The organism is Agrobacterium sp. LAD9 (genome assembly GCF_003031125.1).
Classification (GTDB): Bacteria; Pseudomonadota; Alphaproteobacteria; order Rhizobiales; family Rhizobiaceae; genus Agrobacterium; species Agrobacterium radiobacter.
Genome location: NZ_PHGS01000007.1, coordinates 388,951 through 409,926, shown reverse-complemented (window position 1 = coordinate 409,926; position 20,976 = coordinate 388,951). Strand labels below are relative to the sequence as shown.

General features: G+C 61.8%; 19 protein-coding genes. 14 read left to right on the top strand and 5 right to left on the bottom strand.

Annotated features, from left to right (window positions below):
- The first annotated feature begins 11 nt into the window (after positions 1–11).
- The 11 genes from DA915_RS08670 to DA915_RS08620 all read left to right on the top strand — a co-directional run bounded on the left by DA915_RS08670 (position 12) and on the right by DA915_RS08620 (position 12,759).
- Complete coding sequence (locus tag DA915_RS08670; RefSeq protein WP_107675614.1) at positions 12–3,026, top strand: SPOR domain-containing protein; 3,015 nt, start codon at positions 12–14, stop codon at positions 3,024–3,026.
- A gap of 239 nt (positions 3,027–3,265) precedes the next feature.
- Positions 3,266–4,282, top strand: coding sequence for a beta-N-acetylhexosaminidase (gene nagZ, locus DA915_RS08665; RefSeq protein ID WP_003509725.1), 1,017 nt, complete (start codon positions 3,266–3,268; stop codon positions 4,280–4,282).
- Positions 4,283–4,340: 58 nt separating this feature from the next.
- Positions 4,341–5,189, top strand: coding sequence for a ScpA family protein (locus DA915_RS08660; protein WP_031234222.1), 849 nt, complete (start codon positions 4,341–4,343; stop codon positions 5,187–5,189).
- On the top strand, positions 5,179–5,913 hold the full coding sequence (gene scpB / locus DA915_RS08655; RefSeq protein ID WP_107675613.1) for an SMC-Scp complex subunit ScpB: 735 nt from the start codon (positions 5,179–5,181) through the stop codon (positions 5,911–5,913). The genes DA915_RS08660 and scpB overlap by 11 nt, the downstream gene beginning before the upstream one ends.
- 128 nt (positions 5,914–6,041) lie before the next feature.
- The gene (locus DA915_RS08650) at positions 6,042–6,248 is read left to right on the top strand and encodes a twin-arginine translocase TatA/TatE family subunit (protein ID WP_003509722.1); all 207 of its coding nucleotides are present in this window, start codon (positions 6,042–6,044) and stop codon (positions 6,246–6,248) included.
- Positions 6,249–6,304: 56 nt separating this feature from the next.
- Positions 6,305–7,042, top strand: coding sequence for a Sec-independent protein translocase protein TatB (gene tatB, locus DA915_RS08645; protein WP_107675612.1), 738 nt, complete (start codon positions 6,305–6,307; stop codon positions 7,040–7,042).
- Positions 7,039–7,842: a twin-arginine translocase subunit TatC gene (gene tatC / locus DA915_RS08640; protein WP_003509720.1), complete on the top strand. Its 804-nt coding sequence runs from the start codon at positions 7,039–7,041 to the stop codon at positions 7,840–7,842. Before tatB ends, tatC begins: the two co-directional genes overlap by 4 nt.
- A 102-nt stretch (positions 7,843–7,944) precedes the next feature.
- Positions 7,945–9,228 (top strand): serine--tRNA ligase, encoded by a 1,284-nt coding sequence (gene serS / locus DA915_RS08635; RefSeq protein WP_080866185.1) that lies wholly within the window; start codon positions 7,945–7,947, stop codon positions 9,226–9,228.
- A 201-nt stretch (positions 9,229–9,429) separates the two neighbouring features.
- The gene (gene surE, locus DA915_RS08630) at positions 9,430–10,200 is read left to right on the top strand and encodes a 5'/3'-nucleotidase SurE (RefSeq protein WP_003509717.1); all 771 of its coding nucleotides are present in this window, start codon (positions 9,430–9,432) and stop codon (positions 10,198–10,200) included.
- A complete protein-coding gene (locus DA915_RS08625; protein ID WP_026364136.1) occupies positions 10,197–10,850 on the top strand; it encodes a protein-L-isoaspartate(D-aspartate) O-methyltransferase in 654 nt (217 codons plus the stop codon). The genes surE and DA915_RS08625 overlap by 4 nt, the downstream gene beginning before the upstream one ends.
- A 346-nt stretch (positions 10,851–11,196) precedes the next feature.
- On the top strand, positions 11,197–12,759 hold the full coding sequence (locus tag DA915_RS08620) for a LysM peptidoglycan-binding domain-containing M23 family metallopeptidase (RefSeq protein WP_192886443.1): 1,563 nt from the start codon (positions 11,197–11,199) through the stop codon (positions 12,757–12,759).
- A 291-nt stretch (positions 12,760–13,050) separates the two neighbouring features.
- Here the strand turns inward: DA915_RS08620 and mobB are convergent, their stop codons facing one another.
- The 5 genes from mobB to moaA form a co-directional block, all read right to left on the bottom strand.
- Positions 13,051–13,566, bottom strand: a complete 516-nt coding sequence (mobB, locus tag DA915_RS08615) for a molybdopterin-guanine dinucleotide biosynthesis protein B (RefSeq protein ID WP_107675610.1) — start codon at positions 13,564–13,566, stop codon at positions 13,051–13,053.
- Positions 13,563–14,201: a molybdenum cofactor guanylyltransferase MobA gene (mobA, locus tag DA915_RS08610; RefSeq protein ID WP_107675609.1), complete on the bottom strand. Its 639-nt coding sequence runs from the start codon at positions 14,199–14,201 to the stop codon at positions 13,563–13,565. The genes mobB and mobA overlap by 4 nt, the downstream gene beginning before the upstream one ends.
- Entirely contained in the window at positions 14,198–15,397 is a 1,200-nt protein-coding gene (locus DA915_RS08605; RefSeq protein ID WP_080866183.1) for a multidrug effflux MFS transporter, read from the bottom strand. The genes mobA and DA915_RS08605 overlap by 4 nt, the downstream gene beginning before the upstream one ends.
- A gap of 1 nt (position 15,398) precedes the next feature.
- On the bottom strand, positions 15,399–16,367 hold the full coding sequence (locus DA915_RS08600; protein WP_060726306.1) for a DMT family transporter: 969 nt from the start codon (positions 16,365–16,367) through the stop codon (positions 15,399–15,401).
- A 161-nt stretch (positions 16,368–16,528) separates the two neighbouring features.
- Positions 16,529–17,578, bottom strand: a complete 1,050-nt coding sequence (moaA, locus tag DA915_RS08595) for a GTP 3',8-cyclase MoaA (RefSeq protein ID WP_087744108.1) — start codon at positions 17,576–17,578, stop codon at positions 16,529–16,531.
- 132 nt (positions 17,579–17,710) lie between these two features.
- Between moaA and DA915_RS08590 the strand changes: the two genes are divergently transcribed.
- The 3 genes from DA915_RS08590 to DA915_RS08580 all read left to right on the top strand — a co-directional run bounded on the left by DA915_RS08590 (position 17,711) and on the right by DA915_RS08580 (position 20,755).
- Positions 17,711–18,079, top strand: coding sequence for a gamma-butyrobetaine hydroxylase-like domain-containing protein (locus DA915_RS08590; protein ID WP_003509699.1), 369 nt, complete (start codon positions 17,711–17,713; stop codon positions 18,077–18,079).
- Between the two features lie 201 nt (positions 18,080–18,280).
- Positions 18,281–20,092 (top strand): monovalent cation:proton antiporter-2 (CPA2) family protein, encoded by a 1,812-nt coding sequence (locus tag DA915_RS08585; protein WP_035213526.1) that lies wholly within the window; start codon positions 18,281–18,283, stop codon positions 20,090–20,092.
- Between the two features lie 54 nt (positions 20,093–20,146).
- Positions 20,147–20,755 (top strand): pyridoxamine 5'-phosphate oxidase family protein, encoded by a 609-nt coding sequence (locus tag DA915_RS08580; RefSeq protein WP_107675608.1) that lies wholly within the window; start codon positions 20,147–20,149, stop codon positions 20,753–20,755.
- Positions 20,756–20,976: the final 221 nt, after the last annotated feature.

Genomic DNA, 20,976 nt, shown 5'->3' with positions numbered 1-20,976 from the left:
TGGAACACGTAATGGTCGAAAAAAATGTCGCGTATAACCGGGACACCCGGTCCGAAGGCTTCGCTGACAACGATCCTCTGGCAGAGCTGGCACGTATCGTCGGCTTCGAAGATCGTCCTTCGCATGCGGGTTCCGAAGCTGCGCCACGCGCTGCCTCGCCGGCAACCCGCCGCGAACCCGAATTCAACCTCGAAGACGAGCTGCTTCGGGAGTTCGAGGTTTACGATGCGCCGCACGCCGATCCGGTCGTTCTTGATCCGGCAAACGATGTCCGTGCGGGCATCCATCCCAACGATTTCATGCAGCGTGTCGAATCCGTTTTCGCCCGCCGCGAGCCGGAGCTTGCGCCGGTGGCCGAACCCGTGGCCGCATCTGCGCCAGAGGTGAGGGAAGAGCCGCTTCCGGAAATCGATCAGGCCTATATTCACAACTACGTCGAAACGACCACCCAGGATATTCGCGCGGATTTCCGTGACGATGCCGGCGCGGTGGCCGAAGTTTTCGATGTGCATTCGCGCCAGTCGCGTCCCGCCGAGCCGATGGTTTATCAGCCGGCCGCCCAGCAGGTGGCATGGGAAGAGCCGCAGGCCACTGAGCCCGTGCAACCCGAATGGCACGCCATGCCGGAACTCCCGGCCGATGTTTCGAGCAATGTTCAGACCTATGCGCCGGAGCCGCAGGCTTTCGATCTCGCCGATGAGGTGGAAATAGCTGTCGCCGAGGAAGCGCCCGCACCGATTTCCGTGCGTCCGCCGTCGCATGGCGGCCGATCTTCGCTGGAATTCTCCAGCCTGCGGCTGCCGCTTGCCAATTTCGGCGCGCGCCGGGATGTTTCGGCTGTCGATCCGAAGCGGGTTGAGCCGCGTTCCGAGCAGCAGCCTGCCGCGGCCCGTATCGAGCCGCAGGTCGAAGCCGCTCCCGCACCTGCCTTCGTTCAGGCGGAAGAGACCGCTCCGTCCTTTGCACCGCCGGTTGCCGAGACCTTCACGCCTGCCGCAGAGCCTCTGGCGTTTGAGGTTGCCGAGAAGCCGGCATCGAAACATCTCTCGCCGATGGACGAGCTGATTTACGACGTCGCGAAATATTCCATTCCCGGTCGCGGTGAAACACCGCTCGTGCAGGACGTTCCCGCTGCGCAGGCTGCGGAGGTGGAGCCGCCCGTGGTCGCCGCCGCGCCGGTGAAGGCAGCGCCGATTGTCGCTGCTGCGCCCGCAGCACCCGTCGAAGAGTTGGATTTCACGGATTTCGCCGGCTTCAACGATGATGATTTCGAGCTCGCGCTCGACGATCTCGATCTTGATCTGGATTTGTCTGAAATCGCCGAGGCGGAGGTTGCACCTGCGCCCGCGCCGCAACCCGTTCGCCAGCAGCCGGTCGCTCCGGTTGCCGTTGCTGCCGTTGCGCCGCAGCCCGTGAGAGAACAGCCCGCGCCGCAGCCGCGCCCGGCTCCCGTTGCCGCACCGGTCGCTGCTGATGCTGTTCAGCCGCGTCCCGCTGCTGCAGCACCGCAGCCGGCACCGCAGACGCTGGAAAGCCTGCCTTTCGATCCTTCGCAGATCGGCGAGACGGAAGAACATCCGGAAACCATCGTCGAAATGGATGTGCCGGAACTGCCGGTCGGGGTTTTTGAACCCAAGCCGGCCGCGCGCCGTCACGAAGAAGATCTAGATATCGATACCGAGCTTGCGACGCTGTTTGCGCCTGCTGTCGCCGGTGGTCTCGACCGTCACAAACATGCGGAAAATCGCGGCGCCGCCCAGGCGCGTCCTGTTCAGGCTCCGGAAGAGGCCGATGAATTCGAACGGGCGCTGGAAGAGGATTTCCGTCGTTCCATGCAGGAGGCTGCGGCGTCCCGTGGCAACGCGTCCCGCGACGCCGAGAATACCTATGTGGAGCATCCGGCGGCTTATCGTGACGAGGATGAACGCGGCGGTCGCCGCTGGATCATGCCGGTTGCAGCCGCAATCGGTCTGGTGCTGATCGGTGGCGGCGTTTACGCGCTGGTTTCCGGCGGCTCGTCCAGCACGGGCTCCAATGGCGCACCTGTCATCATCTCCGCCGACAATGACCCGATGAAGGTCGTGCCGGAAAATCCGGGCGGTCGCGTCGTGCCAAATCAGGACAAGGCGGTTTATGACCGCGTGGCTGGCGGCAGCGCTGCCGATCCGAAGCAGCCGGCGCTGATTTCCAGCAACGAGCAGCCGGTGGATGTGGTTCAGCGCACGCTGATCCCCGAACAATTGCCGCTTGAAGGCGAAAACGACGCGGATATGGAAGCCGCCGGCACGCCGGTTGGCGAGACCGAGGATCCGCGTCTGCTTTCGCCGGAAGAAAAGGCCGCACAGAACGAAGGTTCGGCTGCAACCGGCGTTTCGCCGCGCAAGGTCCGCACCATGATCGTCAAGCCTGATGGCACGCTGGTTGCCCAGGAGGTCGAGGTACCTGCAGCCCAGCCGCCGAAGGCCGACAAGGTCGAGGAGCTTGCAGCGCCGCAGACCGCGAAGCCCGGTGAGGGCGCTCCCGCCGTCATCGCCGCATCGCGGGTTCCGGTCGCGCCGGAGCAGGCTCAGCCGCAGGCCAACACACCTGCCGCCGCCGCCAAGCCGGCAGCGCAGTCGGCAGCACCGCTTCCAGCGGCACGTCCGTCCTCGCAGCCTGCCAATGTGGTGGCAACGGTGACCAACCAGGGCAATGTGCGCCCCGCGACCGCTCCGGCACAGCCGCAGGCCGCGCAGCAGCAGACGGCAGCCGCGACCCCGGCAGCGACCAGCACGCCTTCTGCCGGTGGCTACTACATCCAGATCGCCTCGCTGCCGAGCCAGGCGGAAGCCCAGAAGTCCTACCAGAACATGTCGGCCAAGTTCGGCTCGGTCATCGGTGGACGTGGCGTCGACATCAAGGCCGCCGAAATCGCCGGCAAGGGCACGTTCTACCGCGTCCGCATCCCGGCGGGTGACAAGAACGAAGCCGTGGCGCTGTGCGAAAAGTTCCGCTCAGCCGGCGGCAGCTGCCTGGTAGCGCGCTGATAGAGGCTGATCCGGCGTAGAAAGATTGGGGCTGCCGCATGAGGCAGCCCTTAGAGTATTTGGACCTTCCATCACACTCTGCATCATCCTCGGGCTTGTCCCGAGGATCCACAACCCGGAGCGATGGATCCTCGGATCAAGCCCGAGGATGACGGCGGAGAGGTTATCGGACGATTTTCGCAGTCCCGATGGCGCAGTCTCCTTACCCTTACCCCTATCTTCCCTGAGAGCGTGACATCATGACCGATTGCAAAGCTATGATCCTCGGATGCAGCGGGCTTTCGCTGACCGCCGACGAGATTGCCCTTTACCGCGATGAACAGCCTTGGGGCTTCATCCTGTTCGGGCGCAATATCGGCGAGCCGCAGCAGATCACCGATCTCGTCGCCGCCATGCGCGACGCCGTCGGGCGGCCAGACGCGCCGGTTCTGATCGATCAGGAGGGTGGGCGTGTTCAGCGCATCAAGCCGCCGATCCTGCAGGCCTATCCGAATGCCCGCATTCTCGGTGAAATCTATGAGCGCGACCGGGGGGCGGGTCTGCGTGCCGCCTGGCTGATGTCGCGCCTGCACGCCTTCGACCTCATGAAATTCGGTATCAATGTCGATTGCCTGCCGGTGCTTGACGTGCCGGTGGAAGGCGCCAGCAACGTCATCGGCAACCGCGCCTATGGCTACACGCCGACCATGGTGGCCGAGATGGGGCAGGCGGCCGCCGATGGCCTGAAGGCGGGCGGCATGCTGCCTGTCATGAAACATATGCCGGGTCACGGTCGCGGCATGGTGGATTCGCATCATGAACTGCCTGTTGTCGACGTACCGCTCGATGAGCTGGACGCCCATGATTTTGTGCCGTTCCGGGCGCTGAACCACGAATTGATGGCGATGAGCGCGCATCTGGTATTCAATGCCGTCGACCGCGAACGGCCGGCGACGACCTCGCCGAAGGTCATCGAGGAGATCATTCGCGGCCGCATCGGCTTTGATGGCCTGCTGATGTCCGACGACAGTTCCATGAACGCGTTGAAGGGTACGCTGGGCGAGCGGGCTGCGAATATTGTTGCGGGTGGCTGCGATATAGTCTTGCATTGCAATGGCGTGATGGGTGAAATGCTTGAAGTCGTGAAGGAGGTTCCCGTTCTTTCCGGCCGCTCGCTGGAGCGGGTGCGGGCAGTTGAAGCGGGTTTCCCGACTGCGGACCCGTCCGACGAAGCGGAACTGAGAGCCGAATTCAACGCCATGTGGGCCGTTTCCTGACGATCTTGGGGGCGGCCGCTCACTCGGGATCAAGGCCGGACGCCCGGCGGATGGAACAATGGCCGCAGACAAGTCTCGCAATTCAACGCCGATGGACAAGCTCTGGCAGGATGTGACGCCGGAGCGGTTGACGGGTGAGGCCGGGCTGGTCATCGATGTCGCGGGTTTTGAAGGCCCGCTCGATCTTCTCCTGCATCTTGCGCGCACGCAGAAGGTCGATCTGTCGCGCATTTCGGTGCTGGCGCTCGCCGAGCAATATCTGCAATTCGTGGAAAGCGCGCGCCGCGTGCGCATCGAACTGGCGGCCGATTATCTCGTGATGGCGGCATGGCTCGCCTTCCTCAAATCCAAGCTCCTCATTCCGCAGCAATCCAAAGATGACGGCCCCTCGGGCGAGGAAATGGCCGCGACGCTGGCCTTCCGGCTGAAACGCCTGGAGGCGATGCGCGAGGCGGCGGAACGCCTCGTCAACCGCGCCCAGCTCGGCCGCGATGTTTTTGCCCGTGGCGCGCCGGAGCATATTCCGCATATCAACCGCTCGGCCTATGAGGCCAATCTTTACGATCTGCTCAGCGCCTATGCCAATCTGCGGCAGCGTCAGGCGATTACCCAGGTCACGATTGAAAAACGGCAGGTCTGGTCGCTTGTCGAGGCGCGCGAGCTTCTGACCCACCTCCTTGGCGATGTCGGGGAATGGACCGTGCTCGATCAATATCTGCTGCAATATGTGCCCGATCCGGCCATGCGCGTGACGGCGATTGCCAGCGCCTTTGCCGCTTCGCTGGAGCTGGTGCGCGAGGGCTCGCTGCAAATCCGGCAGGACGGTGCTTTCCAGCCCATCTATATGCGCCGCGGCGCAAGGGACGACCGTGCCGTGAATGCCGAAAGGACTGATAATGATGAATGATGATGAGACCGCCGAGGTCACCATTGCGGCAGATGGGGCCGAGCCCGAACAGACGGTATTTTCCGAACGGCAGGTGAAGGAGGCCGAGCGGATCGCCGAGGCTTTGGTCTTCGCCTCGTCCGAGCCGGTTTCCGTCGGTTTCATCGCCGAGCGCCTGCCGCGCGGCATGGATGTCGTCGCCATTCTGCAGCGTCTCAAGGTTCTCTATGCGGAGCGGGGCGTCAATCTCGTGCAGGTGGGCGGGCAATGGGCCTTTCGCACCGCCGGGGATCTTTCCTTCGTCATCCGTGCCGAGGAGAAGGAGCCGAAGAAGCTGTCGCGCGCGGCGCTGGAAGTTCTTGCGATTATCGCATATCATCAACCGGTGACACGCGCCGAAATCGAGGAAATCCGCGGTGTTCAGACCTCGCGCGGCACGCTTGATGTGCTGATGGAGGCGGGCTGGGTCAGGTTCCGTGGCCGCAGGCGTACACCCGGCCGGCCCGTGACGATCGGCACCACGGTGGAGTTTCTCGACCATTTCGGCCTTGAGGAACTGCGCGATCTGCCGGGCCTTGAGGAATTGAAGGGCGCAGGGCTGCTTTCCGGCCGCATTCCCTCCAATTTCGGCGTGCCTCTGCCGATGATGAGCGACGAATTGCGTGAGGACGAAGACCCGATCACGCAGCTTGATCTTGAGGAACTGGGCCTGCTTGCGCCTGGCGGCGGCGATGGCGACGATTGATATCGCCATCCTGTTGGCGCGGCCACGAAAACTTTATGCGCACTCGCTGTTGAAGCGACGATTTGTCGTTTGAAAAAGCCTTTCAAACGTCTTACATCGTCTGAAAGCGAAATTCAGGAGTTTCAGTTATGGGTTCTTTTAGTGTGTGGCATTGGCTCATCGTGCTGGTGATCGTTCTCGTCCTCTTCGGACGCGGCAAGATTCCGGAATTGATGGGTGATGTCGCAAAGGGCATCAAGAGCTTCAAGAAGGGCATGGCTGACGAAGACCAGACGCCGCCGCCGGCCGATGCCAACACGAAGACCGTCGACCACAAGGCTGACGAGATCAAGTAAGCGGCCTTGCCGCTTGGTGTGAGACTGACGGGCGTTAGGGTCTCGGGAGCATATTGATGTTTGATATCGGCTGGAGCGAGCTTCTGGTGATTGCGGTCGTTTTGATCGTGGTCGTCGGACCGAAAGACTTGCCGCCCATGATCCGCGCCTTCGGCAAGACGATGGCCGGCCTTCGCAAGATGGCGGGGGACTTCCGCACGCAGTTCGATGAGGCGCTCAAAGAGGCCGACATGGACGATGTGCGCCAGACGATCTCCGATGTCCGCAATCTCAACCCCACCAACTCGCTGCGCGATGCGATGAACCCGCTTCGCCAGCTCGGCAACGAGATCAAGTCCGATCTTCAGAAGGCGACGGCTGCGCCGGATGGTCTTTCGTCCACGCCGGCGCCGGCGACAAGCGAGCCGGTCGCGCCGCTGGTCAGCGTGCCTGAGCCTGAAATGAAGCTGCCGGATGCGCCGCCTGTTGTAGCCGCACCCGCTGCGCCGGTTGCCGCGGCCGTCGCTGCGGAGGAGAAGCCGAAGCGCGCGCGGGCGAAATCTATTGCTACTGTTGAGGCCGAAGCGGTTGCCGCCAAGCCGAAACGTGCAGCCCGGAGCAAGGTTGCCGCAGCGCCCGAAACCGCCGTCACCGCGAAAACCAGTGAGCCCGCCGCCTCGAAGCCCGCCGTGAAGACCGTCGCCAAAAAGGCGGCCGTCCGGAAGTCTTCCGCAGACAAGGCGGCGGTGGCCGATGCCAAGCCGGCGAAGACGGCAAAAACCAAGGCTGCAAAGCCCACAAAGGATGAAGCATGAGCGGGGATATCGAGGATAAGCCGCAGCCGCTTATTGAGCATCTCATGGAGTTGCGCACGCGGCTGATCTGGGCGCTCGGCGCGTTCTTCATTGCCTTCATCGGCTGCTTCGCCGTTGCCAAACATCTCTTCAACCTGCTTGTCATTCCCTATAAATGGGCCGTGCTCTGGGCGGGTCTGGATGTGACGAAATCGTCGCTGATCTATACTGCGCCGCAGGAATTCTTCTTCACGCAGATCAAGGTTGCGATGTTCGGCGCCATGGTGATCTCCTTCCCGGTGATCGCCTCGCAGCTTTACAAATTCGTGGCGCCCGGTCTCTACAAGAACGAGCGCGCCGCCTTCCTGCCATTCCTCATCGCTTCCCCGATCCTGTTCCTTATCGGTGCGGCGCTCGTCTATTTCTTCTTCACGCCCATGGTCATGTGGTTCTTCCTCGCCATGCAGCAATTGCCGGAAGATGGCGAAGTCGCGATTTCGCTGATGCCGAAGGTGTCGGAATATCTGAGCCTCATCATGACGCTGGTGCTGTCCTTCGGTCTGGTGTTCCAGCTGCCCGTCGTCACCACGCTTCTGGCGCGTGTCGGGCTTTTGACCAGCGACTGGCTCAGGGAAAAGCGCAAGTTCGCCATCGTCATGGCCTTTGTGGTTGCCGCCGTGCTGACGCCGCCGGATCCCATGTCCCAGATCGGTCTTGCACTGCCTGCGATCATTCTCTACGAGATTTCCATCTACATGGCTCGACTCGTGGAGAGGAAGCGCGCTGCGGAATCCGCAAGCACGGAGCTGGAGGAGACCTGATTTTCCTGAAGGTCTCGCCGCTCTGAAAATCTCCTCGCGCCGGGTTCATGCCCGGCGTTTTGCTGTAAAACACGGGCAATGCAACAACGGTCTGGAACGACGATGCACGACATTAAATGGATACGCGAAAACCCCGAAGCCTTTGATGCGGCGCTTGCGCGCCGTGGCGCGGAGCCTGCTGCCAGCGGCCTGATCGCGCTCGATGAAAAGCGCCGTTCCGTCATCCAGTCCCTGCAGGACATGCAGTCGCGCCGCAATGCCGCCTCCAAGGAGATCGGCGCCGCCATGGCGCAGAAGAACATGGAGCTTGCTGAAAAGCTTAAGGCCGAAGTCGCCGACCTCAAGGACAACATGCCGCGCGCCGAGGAGGAGGACCGTCAGGTCACCGCCGAGTTGAACGACGCGCTGTCGCGCCTGCCCAACATACCTTTCGACGATGTGCCCGACGGCAAGGACGAGCATGACAATGTGGTCGCCCGTGTGGTCGGCCAGAAGCCCGGCTGGAACCATGAGGCAAAGGAGCACTTCGAGATTGGCGAAGCGCTCGGCTATATGGATTTCGAGCGTGCCGCCAAGCTTTCCGGCGCACGTTTCACCGTGCTGACCAGCCAGCTGGCGCGTCTGGAGCGAGCACTCGGCCAGTTCATGATCGACCTGCACACCAGCGAACATGGCTATACCGAAGTCTCCTCGCCGCTGATGGTGCGCGACGAGGCGATGTTCGGCACCGGGCAATTGCCTAAATTCTCCGAGGACCTGTTCAAGACCACGGATGGCCGTTGGCTGATCCCGACGGCGGAGGTGACGCTGACCAACCTCGTGTCCGGCGAAATTCTCGATCAGGAGAAGCTGCCGCTGCGCTTCACCGCGCTGACGCCGTCCTTCCGTTCGGAAGCGGGCTCGGCCGGTCGCGACACGCGCGGCATGCTGCGCCAGCATCAGTTCTGGAAATGTGAGCTCGTCTCCATCACCGATGCGGAAAGCGCCGTTGCCGAGCATGAGCGAATGACGGCCTGCGCCGAAGAAGTTCTGAAGCGCCTTGGCCTGCATTTCCGCACCATGACGCTCTGCACGGGCGACATGGGCTTCAGCGCCCGCAAGACCTACGATCTGGAAGTGTGGCTGCCTGGCCAGAATACCTATCGCGAAATTTCCTCCTGCTCGGTCTGCGGCGATTTCCAGGCGCGGCGCATGAATACGCGTTATCGCGGCAAGGACGACAAGGCGACAAAGTTCGTTCATACGCTGAACGGTTCCGGTACCGCCGTCGGCCGCTGCCTGATCGCCGTTCTCGAGAATTATCTGAACGACGATGGTTCCGTCACAATTCCGGACGTGCTGCTGCCCTATATGGGCGGGCTGACGCGGATCGAGAAGGCGGCCTGATTGTCCGTCTGTTAAGCGGCTGTCATGCCGGCCTTGCGCCGGTATCCAGCCAGCCCAAGTCATTGGGCTGAAGAGACTCTTCCCGCCGCGCGGATGCGCGTCGACAGGATTCCGGCTCAAGGCCGGAATGACGGTTGTAGGGATGCTTCTCTGAGAGAAATCATTGTGTCCTCGTAGCGGGATACAGCAGCGGAGGAAAACATGCGGATTTTGCTGACGAATGACGACGGTATTCACGCCGAAGGTCTGGCCGTGCTGGAGCGTATCGCCCGCACGCTGTCCGACGATGTCTGGATCGTCGCGCCGGAGACCGACCAGAGCGGGCTTGCCCATTCGCTGACGCTTTCCGAACCGCTGCGTCTGCGTAAGGTTTCCGACAAACATTTCGCGCTGCGCGGCACGCCCACCGATTGCGTCATCATGGGCATTCGCGAGGTTCTGCCGGAAAAACCCGATCTCGTTCTGTCAGGCGTCAATGCCGGCGCCAACATGGCCGATGATGTCACCTATTCCGGCACCATTGCCGGCGCCATCGAAGGCACGCTGCAGGGCGTGCGCTCCTTTGCGCTGAGCCAGGCGTTCAGCCACGCCGAAGGCCGCGTTGTGCCGTGGGAAGTCGCTGAAACCTATGCGCCCGATCTCATTCGCAAGCTCATTGATGTCGATCTGCCTGACGGCACCTTCCTCAACCTCAATTTCCCCAATTGTGCGCCAAAGGATGTGCAGGGCGTGTCCGTCACCGGGCAGGGTAAGCTCGATTTCGGCCTGACGGTGGAGGAGCGGCAGGATGGTCGCGGTCTTCCTTATTATTGGCTGCGCTTCGGCGAGCGCCTCGGCACCTTCCGCGAGGGCACGGATATTCACGCCTTGAAGCACGGCAAGATTTCGGTCACACCGCTTAAGCTTGACCTGACGGACTACACGGTGAAGGATCGGGTTGCGCAAGCACTTGGATTCGGAGTCGCCGATTGAAATCCGCAATGGTCGAAAAGGAAGGTTTTGCCGCTCTCGTTCTCCGCTTAAGGGGCGAGGGGATTTCCGACCTTGACCTTCTGACGGCGGTCGAGCAGACGCCGCGTTCCAAATTCGTGCCGCCGCAATTTGCGGCCGACGCCTATTCCAGCCGCACCATTCCGATCGACTGCGGCGCCTTCATGGAAGGCGCTGACATGGCGGTGAAGATTCTTGCCCGCCTGCAGCTGAAACCCGGCCAGCGCGTGCTGGAAATCGGCACGGGCAGCGGTTTCATGACGGCGATCATTGCGCGCCGGGTGGAGCGCGTCTTTTCGCTGGAGCGCTACAAGACGCTGGTGCAGCAGGCGCAGAACTGTCTCGATGATCTCTCCATCCGCAATGTCGTCATCCGTCAGGCGGATGGCAGCAATGGTCTGGTGGGCGAGGGAACCTTCGATCGCATCGTCTCCACCGCCGCCTTTACGACCATGCCCCGCTTCTTTGCCGAGCAGATCGTTTCGGGCGGCATGATGATCGCGCCGATCATTCTTGAAGGCGACCGTTGCGTGATGACGCGTTTCTCCAAGACCGGCAGCCGCTTCGAGAAGGAAGAGCTGTTCGAGGCGCCTTATCTGCCGCTCAGCACCCATATTGCGCGTCATTTGTGACAAAATGAAAATTTTGGAGACATTCTATTTTTGTCTCCTAATGTTCTGAATTTTCGCAACCATCTGATTTTTAATATCATTATTGTCTCAACATGACGCATCTGGTTTCCGTCATGGTTATCGAAGTGTCAAAAAAGCACTGAGCGGCTTAACGTTTTAACGGCGTGGTAACACTAACGCGCTTTAATCATAAACATCGACGCATGGTTTTCCCCACCTCGGGAAATGGGCCTTGCAAGAAGTGAAATTTGTGCCGGATCGCATCTAGATGCGGCGGGTTGGCGTCAGTGTAGATCGAGTCATGCGTATGAGACATTCGTCTAAAATCGGAAAATCAGTCGCAAAAATGTTCGCAGCGGCATTGCTGGCAAGCGTCGCAACGGGCTGTAGCTCGGATGCAACGCGGTTCAGCGGCCTCTTTTCCAGTGGACCGGATCGGATGACAACGGCGTCAATTCCTGCCCGTCAGGGCGGCGGTGCTTACGGGCAGGTCCCGGTCCCGCAGGGCGACATGAATGGCGGTTACGCCTCTGCCGCGCCGCAGGGTGGTTACGCCAACCAGAACATGGCCGGCAACTCCTATCCGCAGTCCGGTGGCTATGGCGGGGTTCAGCCTTCCACGGCCCGCGCTTCGGCCTCGCCGGTGCAGCGTTCCGAGCTTTCGGCGCCGACCGCCGTGGCAAGCCGCGATCCGTCGACCCGCAACGAAGCCATGGCCCAGCCTTTCCCGTCCGCTCAGCCCAAGGCCGCGCCGTCTCTTGCAGCGCCCGCGCAGCAGGCTGCCGCGCCCGTTGCCGACAACCTGACCACGGCAACTGTTCGTTCCGACAAGAATGGCTGGCACACCGATGGCGCTTCCTCCGTGACCCTGCGTCCCGGCGAAAGCATCGCGACACTCTCCAACCGTTACGGCGTTCCGGAAAAGGAACTGCTGCGCGTCAACGGTCTGAAGACCGCATCCTCGGCGCAGGCCGGCCAGTCGATCCTCATTCCGAAATTCGGCCAGGCCCGCAATGCCGCCAGGGATGCCGCCGGCAATATCGCTCTCAACCGCAATGGCGACCAGCCGACCCCGCTGCGCGGCCCCGAGGGGAACGTAGCCGTGCTACCGTCGCAGACCGCCGTCCGTGACAAGGTTTCCTCCGAAGCCGGCAAGCTGACGCCTCCGGGCGGTAAGCCGTTGCCGCCGACCGGTGGTTACAAGGTTCAGCCGGGCGACAGCCTGGCGAAGATCGCCCGCGAAAACGGCGTATCGGTTGCTGCCTTGAAGGCCGCGAACGGTCTCGGCAATGAAAGCATCCGCGTCGGCCAGACGCTCAACATGCCGGGCGCTTCGACGGATGCCATCAAGACAGCTTCCGTTCCCGCCAAGGAAGCGGCGAAGGCGGTCGAAACCGCATCCGTCAAGCCTGAGCCCTACAAGGCTCCCGCTGCTGCCGCCGCTCCGACTGCGCCTGCCACACCGGCCACGGCAAGTGTCAGCGATATCGAGAAGAAGGCCGATATGGCCTCCATCGCACCGGAATCCACCGGCATCGGCAAATATCGCTGGCCGGTACGCGGTGCGGTCATCAACAATTTCGGCGACAATGTCGAAGGCAGCCGCAACGATGGCATCAACATCTCCGTTCCCGAGGGAACGCCGATCAAGGCCGCCGAAAACGGCGTGGTCATCTATGCGGGCAACGGCCTGAAGCAGCTCGGCAACACGGTTCTCGTCCGTCACGACGATGGCAAGGTCACGGTTTACGGCAATGCCGCCAATCTCGACGTACAGCGTGGCCAGAAGGTCCAGCGCGGCCAGACCATCGCCACCTCAGGCATGACCGGCAGCGCCAAGCGTCCGCAGGTTCACTTCGAAGTCCGCAAGGATGCGACGCCGGTGAACCCCTCCAGTTTCCTTGAATAGGTATTGCGTCTCAAGGAATGATGAAGCCGGGTGAAGAACCCGGCTTTTTCATTTTTGGGGTGGTGCGTGCGGAGAAGGTGCTGGAATGGGTGCCACGGGCTTAGTGGGTGTTGGTTTCCTCGCGGTTTTCTCCTCCGTCATGCCGGACCTGATCCGGCATCCAGTCGACGCGCGTCTGCGCGGTGGAATGAGTCTCCTCAGCCCAAGGACTTGAGCTCGCTGGGATACCGGCTCAAGGCCGGTATGACGGATGTGGGGATGCAGCCCAAGTCACGTCGATCCGCTACATGTCTAGCCCCTGACCAGCCCCACCGTCTTCTCGATGAAGTCTGCGATCGTGGCGGTATCATCGAGATCGAAAACGGGGAGCGCCGTGTCCGCCACCTCATGATCGGCGGCAATCGCGACGATATGTGGATCGAGCGGCGCAAGCGGTTCGGTCTTGGCGGCCTCCAGCCGGCGCGCCTCGATCTTTGGCACCGGCTCATATTTGTAACCTTCGATCAGCACCAGATCGCAGGGGGCGAGGCGAGCGAGGATGTCCTCGAAGGAGGGTTCCGGTTCGCCGCGCAGTTCATGCATGATGGCGAAACGGGTGCCGGAAACGATGGTAACCTCGTGCGCGCCGGCCTGCCGGTGACGCCAGCTATCGGCGCCGACCTTGTCGATGTCGAAATCATGATGGGCATGCTTGATGGTGGAGACGCGGTAGCCGCGCGCCGTCAGTTCGGTAACGATGCGCACCGCAAGGCCGGTTTTTCCCGAGTTCTTCCAGCCGGCAATGCCGAAGACCTTTTGTGCCGTCATGGTTCCATGCTCTCCAGATAGCTTCGCGCCAGCGCCAGTTCATCCGGCGTGTTGATGTTGAAGAACGGATCGAGGCTGCCCTTTGCCGTTTCCAGCGGCGGGAAAGCCACGCCGATGGTGACATGCCGGGCAAGATAGGCGCGGATGCGCCGGTTTGCATCGTTCTTCAGCCACGCCTCGAGATCATCGGCGAGGGCCACCGGCCACAGCGCAAAAACCGGGTGAAGCTGGCCGCTGGAGGCGGCGATGACGATCGCATGGTCCGATACGTGGTCGCAAAGGCGTGCCACAAGGTCGTCAGGAAAAAATGGGCTGTCGGCCGGCGCGGTAAGAAAATGACTGCCGGCGGTCTCGCGATTGCGGAAGTGGCGCATGCCTGCCAGAATGCCCGCGAGAGGGCCGGCATGGCCGTTCAGCGTATCAGGCAGCATCGGCAGGCCTAAACTCTCCGCCCAGCCGTTATTGCCGCTGATGGCGGCATTAATGGTGACATCCGAGACCTGCGGCGTAATACGGCTGATGACATGAGAAATGAGGGGGCGATCGCCCAGCTGCACCATCGCCTTGTTGCTGCCCATGCGCCGCGAAAGCCCGCCGGCGAGCACGAGACCGGGTATTTCAAAAGGGGCCGTCATTCCCGCTTTTCCTGCAGCCTTACGATATAGGTGGTGAGGAGGGCGACAAGGCCGGTCGCCAGCATCACGAGAAGAAGAGGCCAGGTTCCATCCTCTTTGGACAGGACCGAGGAGGCAAGCACTGACAATGCCGCGCCGCCGCCAATGGTCATCGCGCCGCCAAGACCGGAGGCGGAACCGGCCAGATGCGGCTGGACGCTGACCATGCCGGCATTGGCGCTGGGCAGCGTTACGCCGTTGCCGACGCCGATCAGGGCAAGCGGCACGAAAAACGCATAGGCGCTTTCCGCCCCGGCCGAGATCAACACCATGGTCGTGACGATGCCCGCAATGGCGATGACATTGCCCGACAGCATCATGCGGGTGATGCCGATTTCGCTGGCATAACGGCCGGAAATGAAGTTGCCGAGCATATAGCCGCTGGCCATGAAGAAGAATTGCAGGCCGAGCATGGCCGGTGCAAGCCCGTAAAGCACGCTGCCGACAAAGGGCGCGCCGCCGAGGAAGGAAAAGAACATGCCCGATGAGAAGGTCGAGGTCAGCGCATAACCCCAGAACAGCGGCGAGCGCAGAAGTTCCGGCCAGGCGTGAAACTGCTGGGAAAAACTCGCCGATTTGTTGTGGTTGGTTTCTCCGAGGTCGAACCAGGCGAGCACCAGAATGCCGATGCCGAGCAGGCAGAGGAGGGCGAAGCTCGACTGCCAGCCGGAGATGTCGTTGAGCAGGCCGCCAACCGTCGGCCCCACCATCGGCACCACGGACATGCCCATGGTCACGTAGCCGATCATCGAGGCCGCCTGTTCCATTGGCACCATGTCACGCACGATGGCGCGCGCCAACACGAAGCCGGAAACGACGGCCGCCTGCGCGACGCGCCCGATCATGAAAACGGTGATGTTGGGTGCGAGCATGCAGACGAGCGTTGCGACGATCATGATGGCGATGCTGACGAGCATCACCGGCCGGCGTCCGAAGAGATCGGAGAGCGGGCCGATGACGAGCTGCAGGCAGGCGGTGGCGGCAAGATAGCCCGAAACGGCAAATTGCATCACGGCATAATCGGTCTCGAAATAAAGCGCCATGGCCGCAAGCGAGGGCAGGAATACGTTCATGCAAAGCGCTGCGACACCGGCGATGACAACAAGCGTGATGATGTGGGGCGGGGTGGTCCTGTCGAGGAAACGGCCGCTGTTCATCTCATTCTCCCGCTTCTTCCGTTACGGTAGTTTTCGTTACGGAAGCCGGCCGCACCGTGGTTGCGGCGGTGGGTGTCGCAGCCGAGCGCTTGGCCATCTGCGAACGCTTGCGCAGGCTTTCGCGATAGAAGGTATAGAGGCCCGAACCGATGACGATCATGGCGCCAACGATGGTGTAGCTGTCGATTTTCTCGTTGAAGAAGAACACGCCGATCATGAAACCCCAGAGCAGGCTGGTGTAACGGAATGGCGCGACAAAGGAGATTTCGCCTGATCTCATCGCGAGAATGATCGCCTGATAGCCCACCAGCACCAGGATGGCGGAACCGGCGAGATGCGAGAGAATCATGAAATTCATCGGCTGCCAGCCGCCGAAGGGCACGATCAACAGGCCGCCCACGGCCATGTTGACGAAAGCGGTGATGACGGTGATGGCGAGTGAGGGCACATCCGCATACATTTTCCGGGTCAGCAGGTCACGCGCGGCGGTGACCGCAAGCGATGCGACGACGAGCAGCGCCCCCGGCGTGAAGCCTTCAGGGCCCGGGCGAATGATGATCAGCACGCCGATGAAACCGGTGATGATGGCCGCCCAGCGCCGCCAGCCCACGGGTTCGCGCAGGAAAAGGGCAGCCCCCAGCGTCACCACCAGCGGCAGGGATTGCAATATGGCCGAGGCATTGGAAAACTCGATGAGGCCGAGCGCCGTCAGATAAAGCACGGCGGCTGTCACCTCGCAGAGACAGCGCAGGATGATGATAGGCCGCAGCAGGGTTTTGAGCGGCCGGAGCGCGCCGAAATGGCGTGCGGCGATATAGATCAGCACCACGGTCATGATGCCGCGCACGAACATGATCTGGCCGGTGTTGATATAGGGAGTGACGGACTTCGTCAGCGCATCATTGGCCGTGAAGCTTGCCATTGCGAGCGCCATGAAAAGTGCGCCGCGCGTATTGTCCGTCAATGCCATTCCCAAATATCCCAGACCATGCGCGGTTTACTCCGTCCGCCCTTGCGGGCGATCTGGAGCCGCCGTTCCGGCGCAACCACGCATTCCTCCATGCAAAGAGACGTGGCACGGCACAGCCGGTATTTCAACCGCTTATATGGGCGGGTGGACGAGAAAGAGGCTCAGCCGCCGGTCACGCTCATGTGGCGGGAGACGGCGGGCCGGTTATGGGTCCGGTCGATGATGAAATCATGCCCCTTCGGCTTGCGCAGCAGGGCTTCATCGATAGCGCTCGAGAGATAGGCGTCGCTGTCGGAGGCGCGCAGCGCCGTGCGCAGATCGGCGGCGTCATCCTGGCCGAGACACATATAAAGCGTGCCGGTGCAGGTGAGGCGCACGCGATTGCAGCTTTCGCAGAAATTATGCGTCATCGGGGTGATGAAGCCCATCCGGCCGCCGGTTTCCTTCACCGTCACGTAACGGGCGGGGCCGCCGGTCTGGTAATCGCTGTCGATGAGTGTGAAGCTCTTTTCGAGATCGGCGCGCAGCTGCGAAAGCGGCAGGTAGCGGTCAGTGCGATCTTCCTCGATCTCGCCCATCGGCATGGTTTCGATGACAGTCAGGTCCATGCCGCGGCCATGGGCGAAACGCATCAGATCGGGAATCTCGGCGTCGTTGAAGTCCTTCAGCGCCACGGCGTTGAGCTTGACCTTGATGCCCGCGGCCTGGGCCGCATCCAACCCTTCCATCACCCGGTCGATATCGCCCCAGCGGGTGATATGGCGGAATTTATCGCGGTCGAGCGTATCGAGCGAGACATTGATGCGGCGCACGCCGCAATCGGCAAGTTCGGCGGCGAATTTCGCAAGCTGCGAGCCGTTGGTGGTCAGCGTCAGTTCGTCGAGCGCGCCTGTGTGCACATGCCGGCCGAGGTTCCTCACCAGCGACATGATGTTCTTGCGCACCAGCGGCTCGCCGCCGGTCAGCCTCAGCTTGCGCACGCCGCGCGCGATGAAGACGGAACAGAGGCGGTCGAGTTCTTCGAGCGTCAGAAGGTCCTTCTTCGGCAGGAAGGTCATGTGCTCGGACATGCAATAGGTGCAGCGAAAATCGCAGCGGTCGGTCACGGAAACGCGTAGATAGGTGATGGCGCGGCCGAAAGGGTCCACCATCGGTGTGCTGTTTTCCGTCAGGGTTTTCGCTTTTTCAAGCGAGCCGGGGAAACTGTTCACGTCTCCATCCTCATTGCGCCTTGCGCCGGGCACACACGCCTGATGTGTGCTCTATTAGGTGATGTAGTGGCTTGCCTATCTTGAGGCAAGTCCGTAATTCTGACGCATGTGACGAGCTTGCGGAAGTGAAAAATGAGTGATGCCTGGCCGACCGAGCTGCTTGTGTCGAAAGACCGGCGCGAATTGACTGTTTCCTTTGATGATGGAAGCGTTTACCGGCTTGGCGCCGAGATGCTGCGCGTGCTTTCGCCCTCGGCGGAAGTGCAGGGCCACGGGCCGGGACAAAAGGTCACGGTGCCCGGCAAACGCAATGTCGCCATCCGTTCCATGGTCGCGACCGGCAATTATGCGGTTCGCATCGTTTTCGACGATGGCCACGATAGCGGCATCTACACTTGGAAATATCTGAAGGAATTGGGTGAGACAGGGGATGCGCTGTTTGCCGATTATGAACGGCAGCTCGCCGAAAAGGGCTTGAGCAGGGAACCGCGATTCCGGTAGGCGCTTACTTCCCTCATTCCGGTGACAAGCACAGGAATGAGGGGGGAGCACAGGGCATCTGAAGCACCATGTCCCGGCAGCAAATAACCCGTTGAATCTGCGCGCCGTCCGTCAGTAAAATCGTTTTCGCTTTTCCCGTCGATGCGCTAGGAAGTGAGGGAGGGAACACCCTCGTCTTATTGATTTTCAGCGGGGTGGCGTGTGGCTGTAGAAGCGAACGGAAATGATCTGGCCCAGGTGGTCGTATTGTTGGCGGCAGGCGTTGTCGCCGCGCCGATCTTCAAGCGCATCGGCCTCGGCTCGGTGCTCGGTTATCTGGCCGCCGGCCTTGTGATCGGGCCTTATGGTCTCGGTTTCTTTTCCGATTCGCAGGCCATTCTGCATATAGCAGAACTCGGCGTGGTGATGTTCCTGTTCATCATCGGCCTTGAAATGCAGCCCTCGCGGCTGTGGTCGATGCGGCAGGATATTTTCGGGCTGGGTGCTTTGCAGGTGCTGGTCTGTATGGCGGGTCTGACGCTGGTGGGCGTCAGCCTCGGTTTTCCCGTCATCATGTCCTTTGTCGCCGGCACCGGTTTCGTGCTGACCTCGACGGCGATCGTCATGCAGATGCTGCAGGAACGCAACAGCATGTCGAGCCTTAAAGGCCAGCGCATCATAGCGATCCTGCTGTTCGAGGATCTGGCCATCGTGCCGCTGCTGGCGCTTGTCGCCTTCCTCGGTGCGGGCGGCGAACATGTGACGGCGTCGGAGCGCTGGGTCTCGGTCGGCATCGCGCTTGCCGCCGTCGGCGCGCTCATCCTTGCCGGGCGTTATCTTCTCAACCCGTTTTTCCGCCTGCTGGCTGCTTCCGGCGCGCGTGAGGTGATGACGGCCGCGGCGCTGCTGGTGGTGCTCGGTTCGGCGCTTCTGATGCAGGTCAGCGGTCTTTCGATGGCCATGGGCGCTTTCCTTGCCGGCGTGCTTCTGTCGGAATCCTCTTTCCGCCACCAGCTCGAGGCGGATATCGAGCCGTTTCGCGGTATTCTGCTCGGGCTGTTCTTCCTCGGCGTCGGCATGGCCATTGATCTTGCCGTCATTGCCTCCAACTGGCAGCTCGTGCTGGTCAGCGTCGTCGCCTACATGCTGCTCAAGGCCTTCCTGATCTATGGCGTGGCGCGGGCGCTTGGCACTACCAGGCGCGAAAGCCTGGAACGGGCGGTACTGATGGCGCAGGGCGGTGAATTCGCCTTCGTGCTTTATTCGGCCGCCGTCAGCGCTGGTATTCTCGACCGGGAGGCGAACGCCATCCTGACGGCGACCATTATCATCTCCATGGTGCTGACGCCGCTGATGGTCATCCTGCATGACCGGCTGGTGCCGGCGGCGGTTCCCAATACCGACGATCTCGACGTGCCTGAGAATGTCGAAGGCAGCATTCTCCTGATCGGCTTCGGACGTTTCGGCCAGATCGTCAGCCAGCCGCTTCTGGCGCGAGGCTACACGCTGTCGCTCATCGACAAGGATGCCGAATTCGTGCGCGATGCGGCGGAGTTCGGCTTCAAGGTCTATTATGGTGATGGTTCGCGGGCGGAAATCCTGCATGCGGCCGGCGCCAGCACGGCGCGCGCGGTTCTCATCTGCGTCGATGACAAGGAGGCGGCGGTCAGGATCGCGGAGATCGTCAAGCACGAATTCCCGCTGGTGCCCGTCCTTGCCCGTGCTTACGACCGTGGCCATGCCATCGATCTGCTCAAGGCGGGTGTCGACTACCAGATCCGCGAGACGCTGGAATCGGCGCTGAATTTCAGCGAGGAAGTGCTTGGCGCCATGGGCGAGGAGCGGGAAGACGCCGCCCGTCTGGTGGAGGAATTCCGCGACCGCGACGAGGAACGTTTCGCCATGGAAGTCGTCGGCGGCATCTATGCCGGCCGGTCGCTGATCCGCGGCAACGCCCAGCCGGCCGATCTGGTTGCCGCCCGCACGGCGCGCGAGCGGGCCGAGCGGGAAAAGGCGGAAGCGGCAGAGGAATAGGACGCGCCGATCTTTCGATGTCGGCAAAGGGAATTCGTAAGGATAGGAACGGATATGACGATCATTCGCACGGTTGAGGAATTGAAGGCCATCTATGACGGCACGAGCGAGGCATCGATCGCCAAGGTGACAGCCACGCTGACGGCCGAATACCGGCTGATGATCGAGACTTCGCCGTTCCTCGCGCTGGCGACGGTCGGGCCGGAGGGCATGGACTGTTCACCGCGCGGCGACAAGGGCGGCGTGGTCAGGGTGGCTGATGACAGGACGGTGCTTCTGCCGGACTGGCGCGGCAATAACCGCGTGGATTCGCTTTTGAACATCGTGCGCGATCCGCGCGTGGCGCTGATGTTCCTGATCCCCGGCTCGAACACGACGATGCGCATCAACGGCCGCGCCGTGGTCTCCGTCGCTCCCGATCTGCTGGAGAGCTTCGAGATGGATGGCAAACATCCGCGCACGGTTATCGTGGTGACGATCGACGAAGTCTATTTCCAGTGCGCCCGGGCGCTGATGCGCTCCGAGCTGTGGAACCCCGATAATTTCGTCGATCCGTCGGCGCTCCCGACACCCGGTCTTCTGCTCAAGGCGGCGAAGGCGGAGTTCGATCAGGAAACCTATGACCGCGAATGGGCGGCGCGGGCGGCGAAGACCATGTGGTGAGGCGCAATAAAGACGCGACCGTCGGGCCGCTGAGGCAAGCCTCGCAAGGCTTACGCCATTGGCGAAAGCGGAGCGTCTCACTCCGTCACCCCGGACTGGTCCGGGGTCTAGCGCGATCAAGTCCTTGATCGCCAGAGACTCTTTTCACGGCGCAGACGCGCCGTGACTGGATGCCGGATCAAGTCCGGCATGACGGGGGAGATAGTGGCGCGTACGCCAAC

What these genes read in the sequence shown, in the direction of transcription:
- DA915_RS08670 (WP_107675614.1), top strand. Translation starts at nt 12, where the DNA reads ATGGTCGAAAAAAATGTCGCGTATAACCGGGACACCCGGTCCGAAGGC.
- nagZ (WP_003509725.1), top strand. Translation starts at nt 3,266, where the DNA reads ATGACCGATTGCAAAGCTATGATCCTCGGATGCAGCGGGCTTTCGCTG.
- DA915_RS08660 (WP_031234222.1), top strand. Translation starts at nt 4,341, where the DNA reads ATGGCCGCAGACAAGTCTCGCAATTCAACGCCGATGGACAAGCTCTGG.
- scpB (WP_107675613.1), top strand. Translation starts at nt 5,179, where the DNA reads ATGATGAATGATGATGAGACCGCCGAGGTCACCATTGCGGCAGATGGG.
- DA915_RS08650 (WP_003509722.1), top strand. Translation starts at nt 6,042, where the DNA reads ATGGGTTCTTTTAGTGTGTGGCATTGGCTCATCGTGCTGGTGATCGTT.
- tatB (WP_107675612.1), top strand. Translation starts at nt 6,305, where the DNA reads ATGTTTGATATCGGCTGGAGCGAGCTTCTGGTGATTGCGGTCGTTTTG.
- tatC (WP_003509720.1), top strand. Translation starts at nt 7,039, where the DNA reads ATGAGCGGGGATATCGAGGATAAGCCGCAGCCGCTTATTGAGCATCTC.
- serS (WP_080866185.1), top strand. Translation starts at nt 7,945, where the DNA reads ATGCACGACATTAAATGGATACGCGAAAACCCCGAAGCCTTTGATGCG.
- surE (WP_003509717.1), top strand. Translation starts at nt 9,430, where the DNA reads ATGCGGATTTTGCTGACGAATGACGACGGTATTCACGCCGAAGGTCTG.
- DA915_RS08620 (WP_192886443.1), top strand. Translation starts at nt 11,197, where the DNA reads ATGTTCGCAGCGGCATTGCTGGCAAGCGTCGCAACGGGCTGTAGCTCG.
- mobB (WP_107675610.1), bottom strand. Translation starts at nt 13,566, where the DNA reads ATGACGGCACAAAAGGTCTTCGGCATTGCCGGCTGGAAGAACTCGGGA.
- mobA (WP_107675609.1), bottom strand. Translation starts at nt 14,201, where the DNA reads ATGACGGCCCCTTTTGAAATACCCGGTCTCGTGCTCGCCGGCGGGCTT.
- DA915_RS08605 (WP_080866183.1), bottom strand. Translation starts at nt 15,397, where the DNA reads ATGAACAGCGGCCGTTTCCTCGACAGGACCACCCCGCCCCACATCATC.
- DA915_RS08600 (WP_060726306.1), bottom strand. Translation starts at nt 16,367, where the DNA reads ATGGCATTGACGGACAATACGCGCGGCGCACTTTTCATGGCGCTCGCA.
- DA915_RS08590 (WP_003509699.1), top strand. Translation starts at nt 17,711, where the DNA reads ATGAGTGATGCCTGGCCGACCGAGCTGCTTGTGTCGAAAGACCGGCGC.
- DA915_RS08580 (WP_107675608.1), top strand. Translation starts at nt 20,147, where the DNA reads ATGACGATCATTCGCACGGTTGAGGAATTGAAGGCCATCTATGACGGC.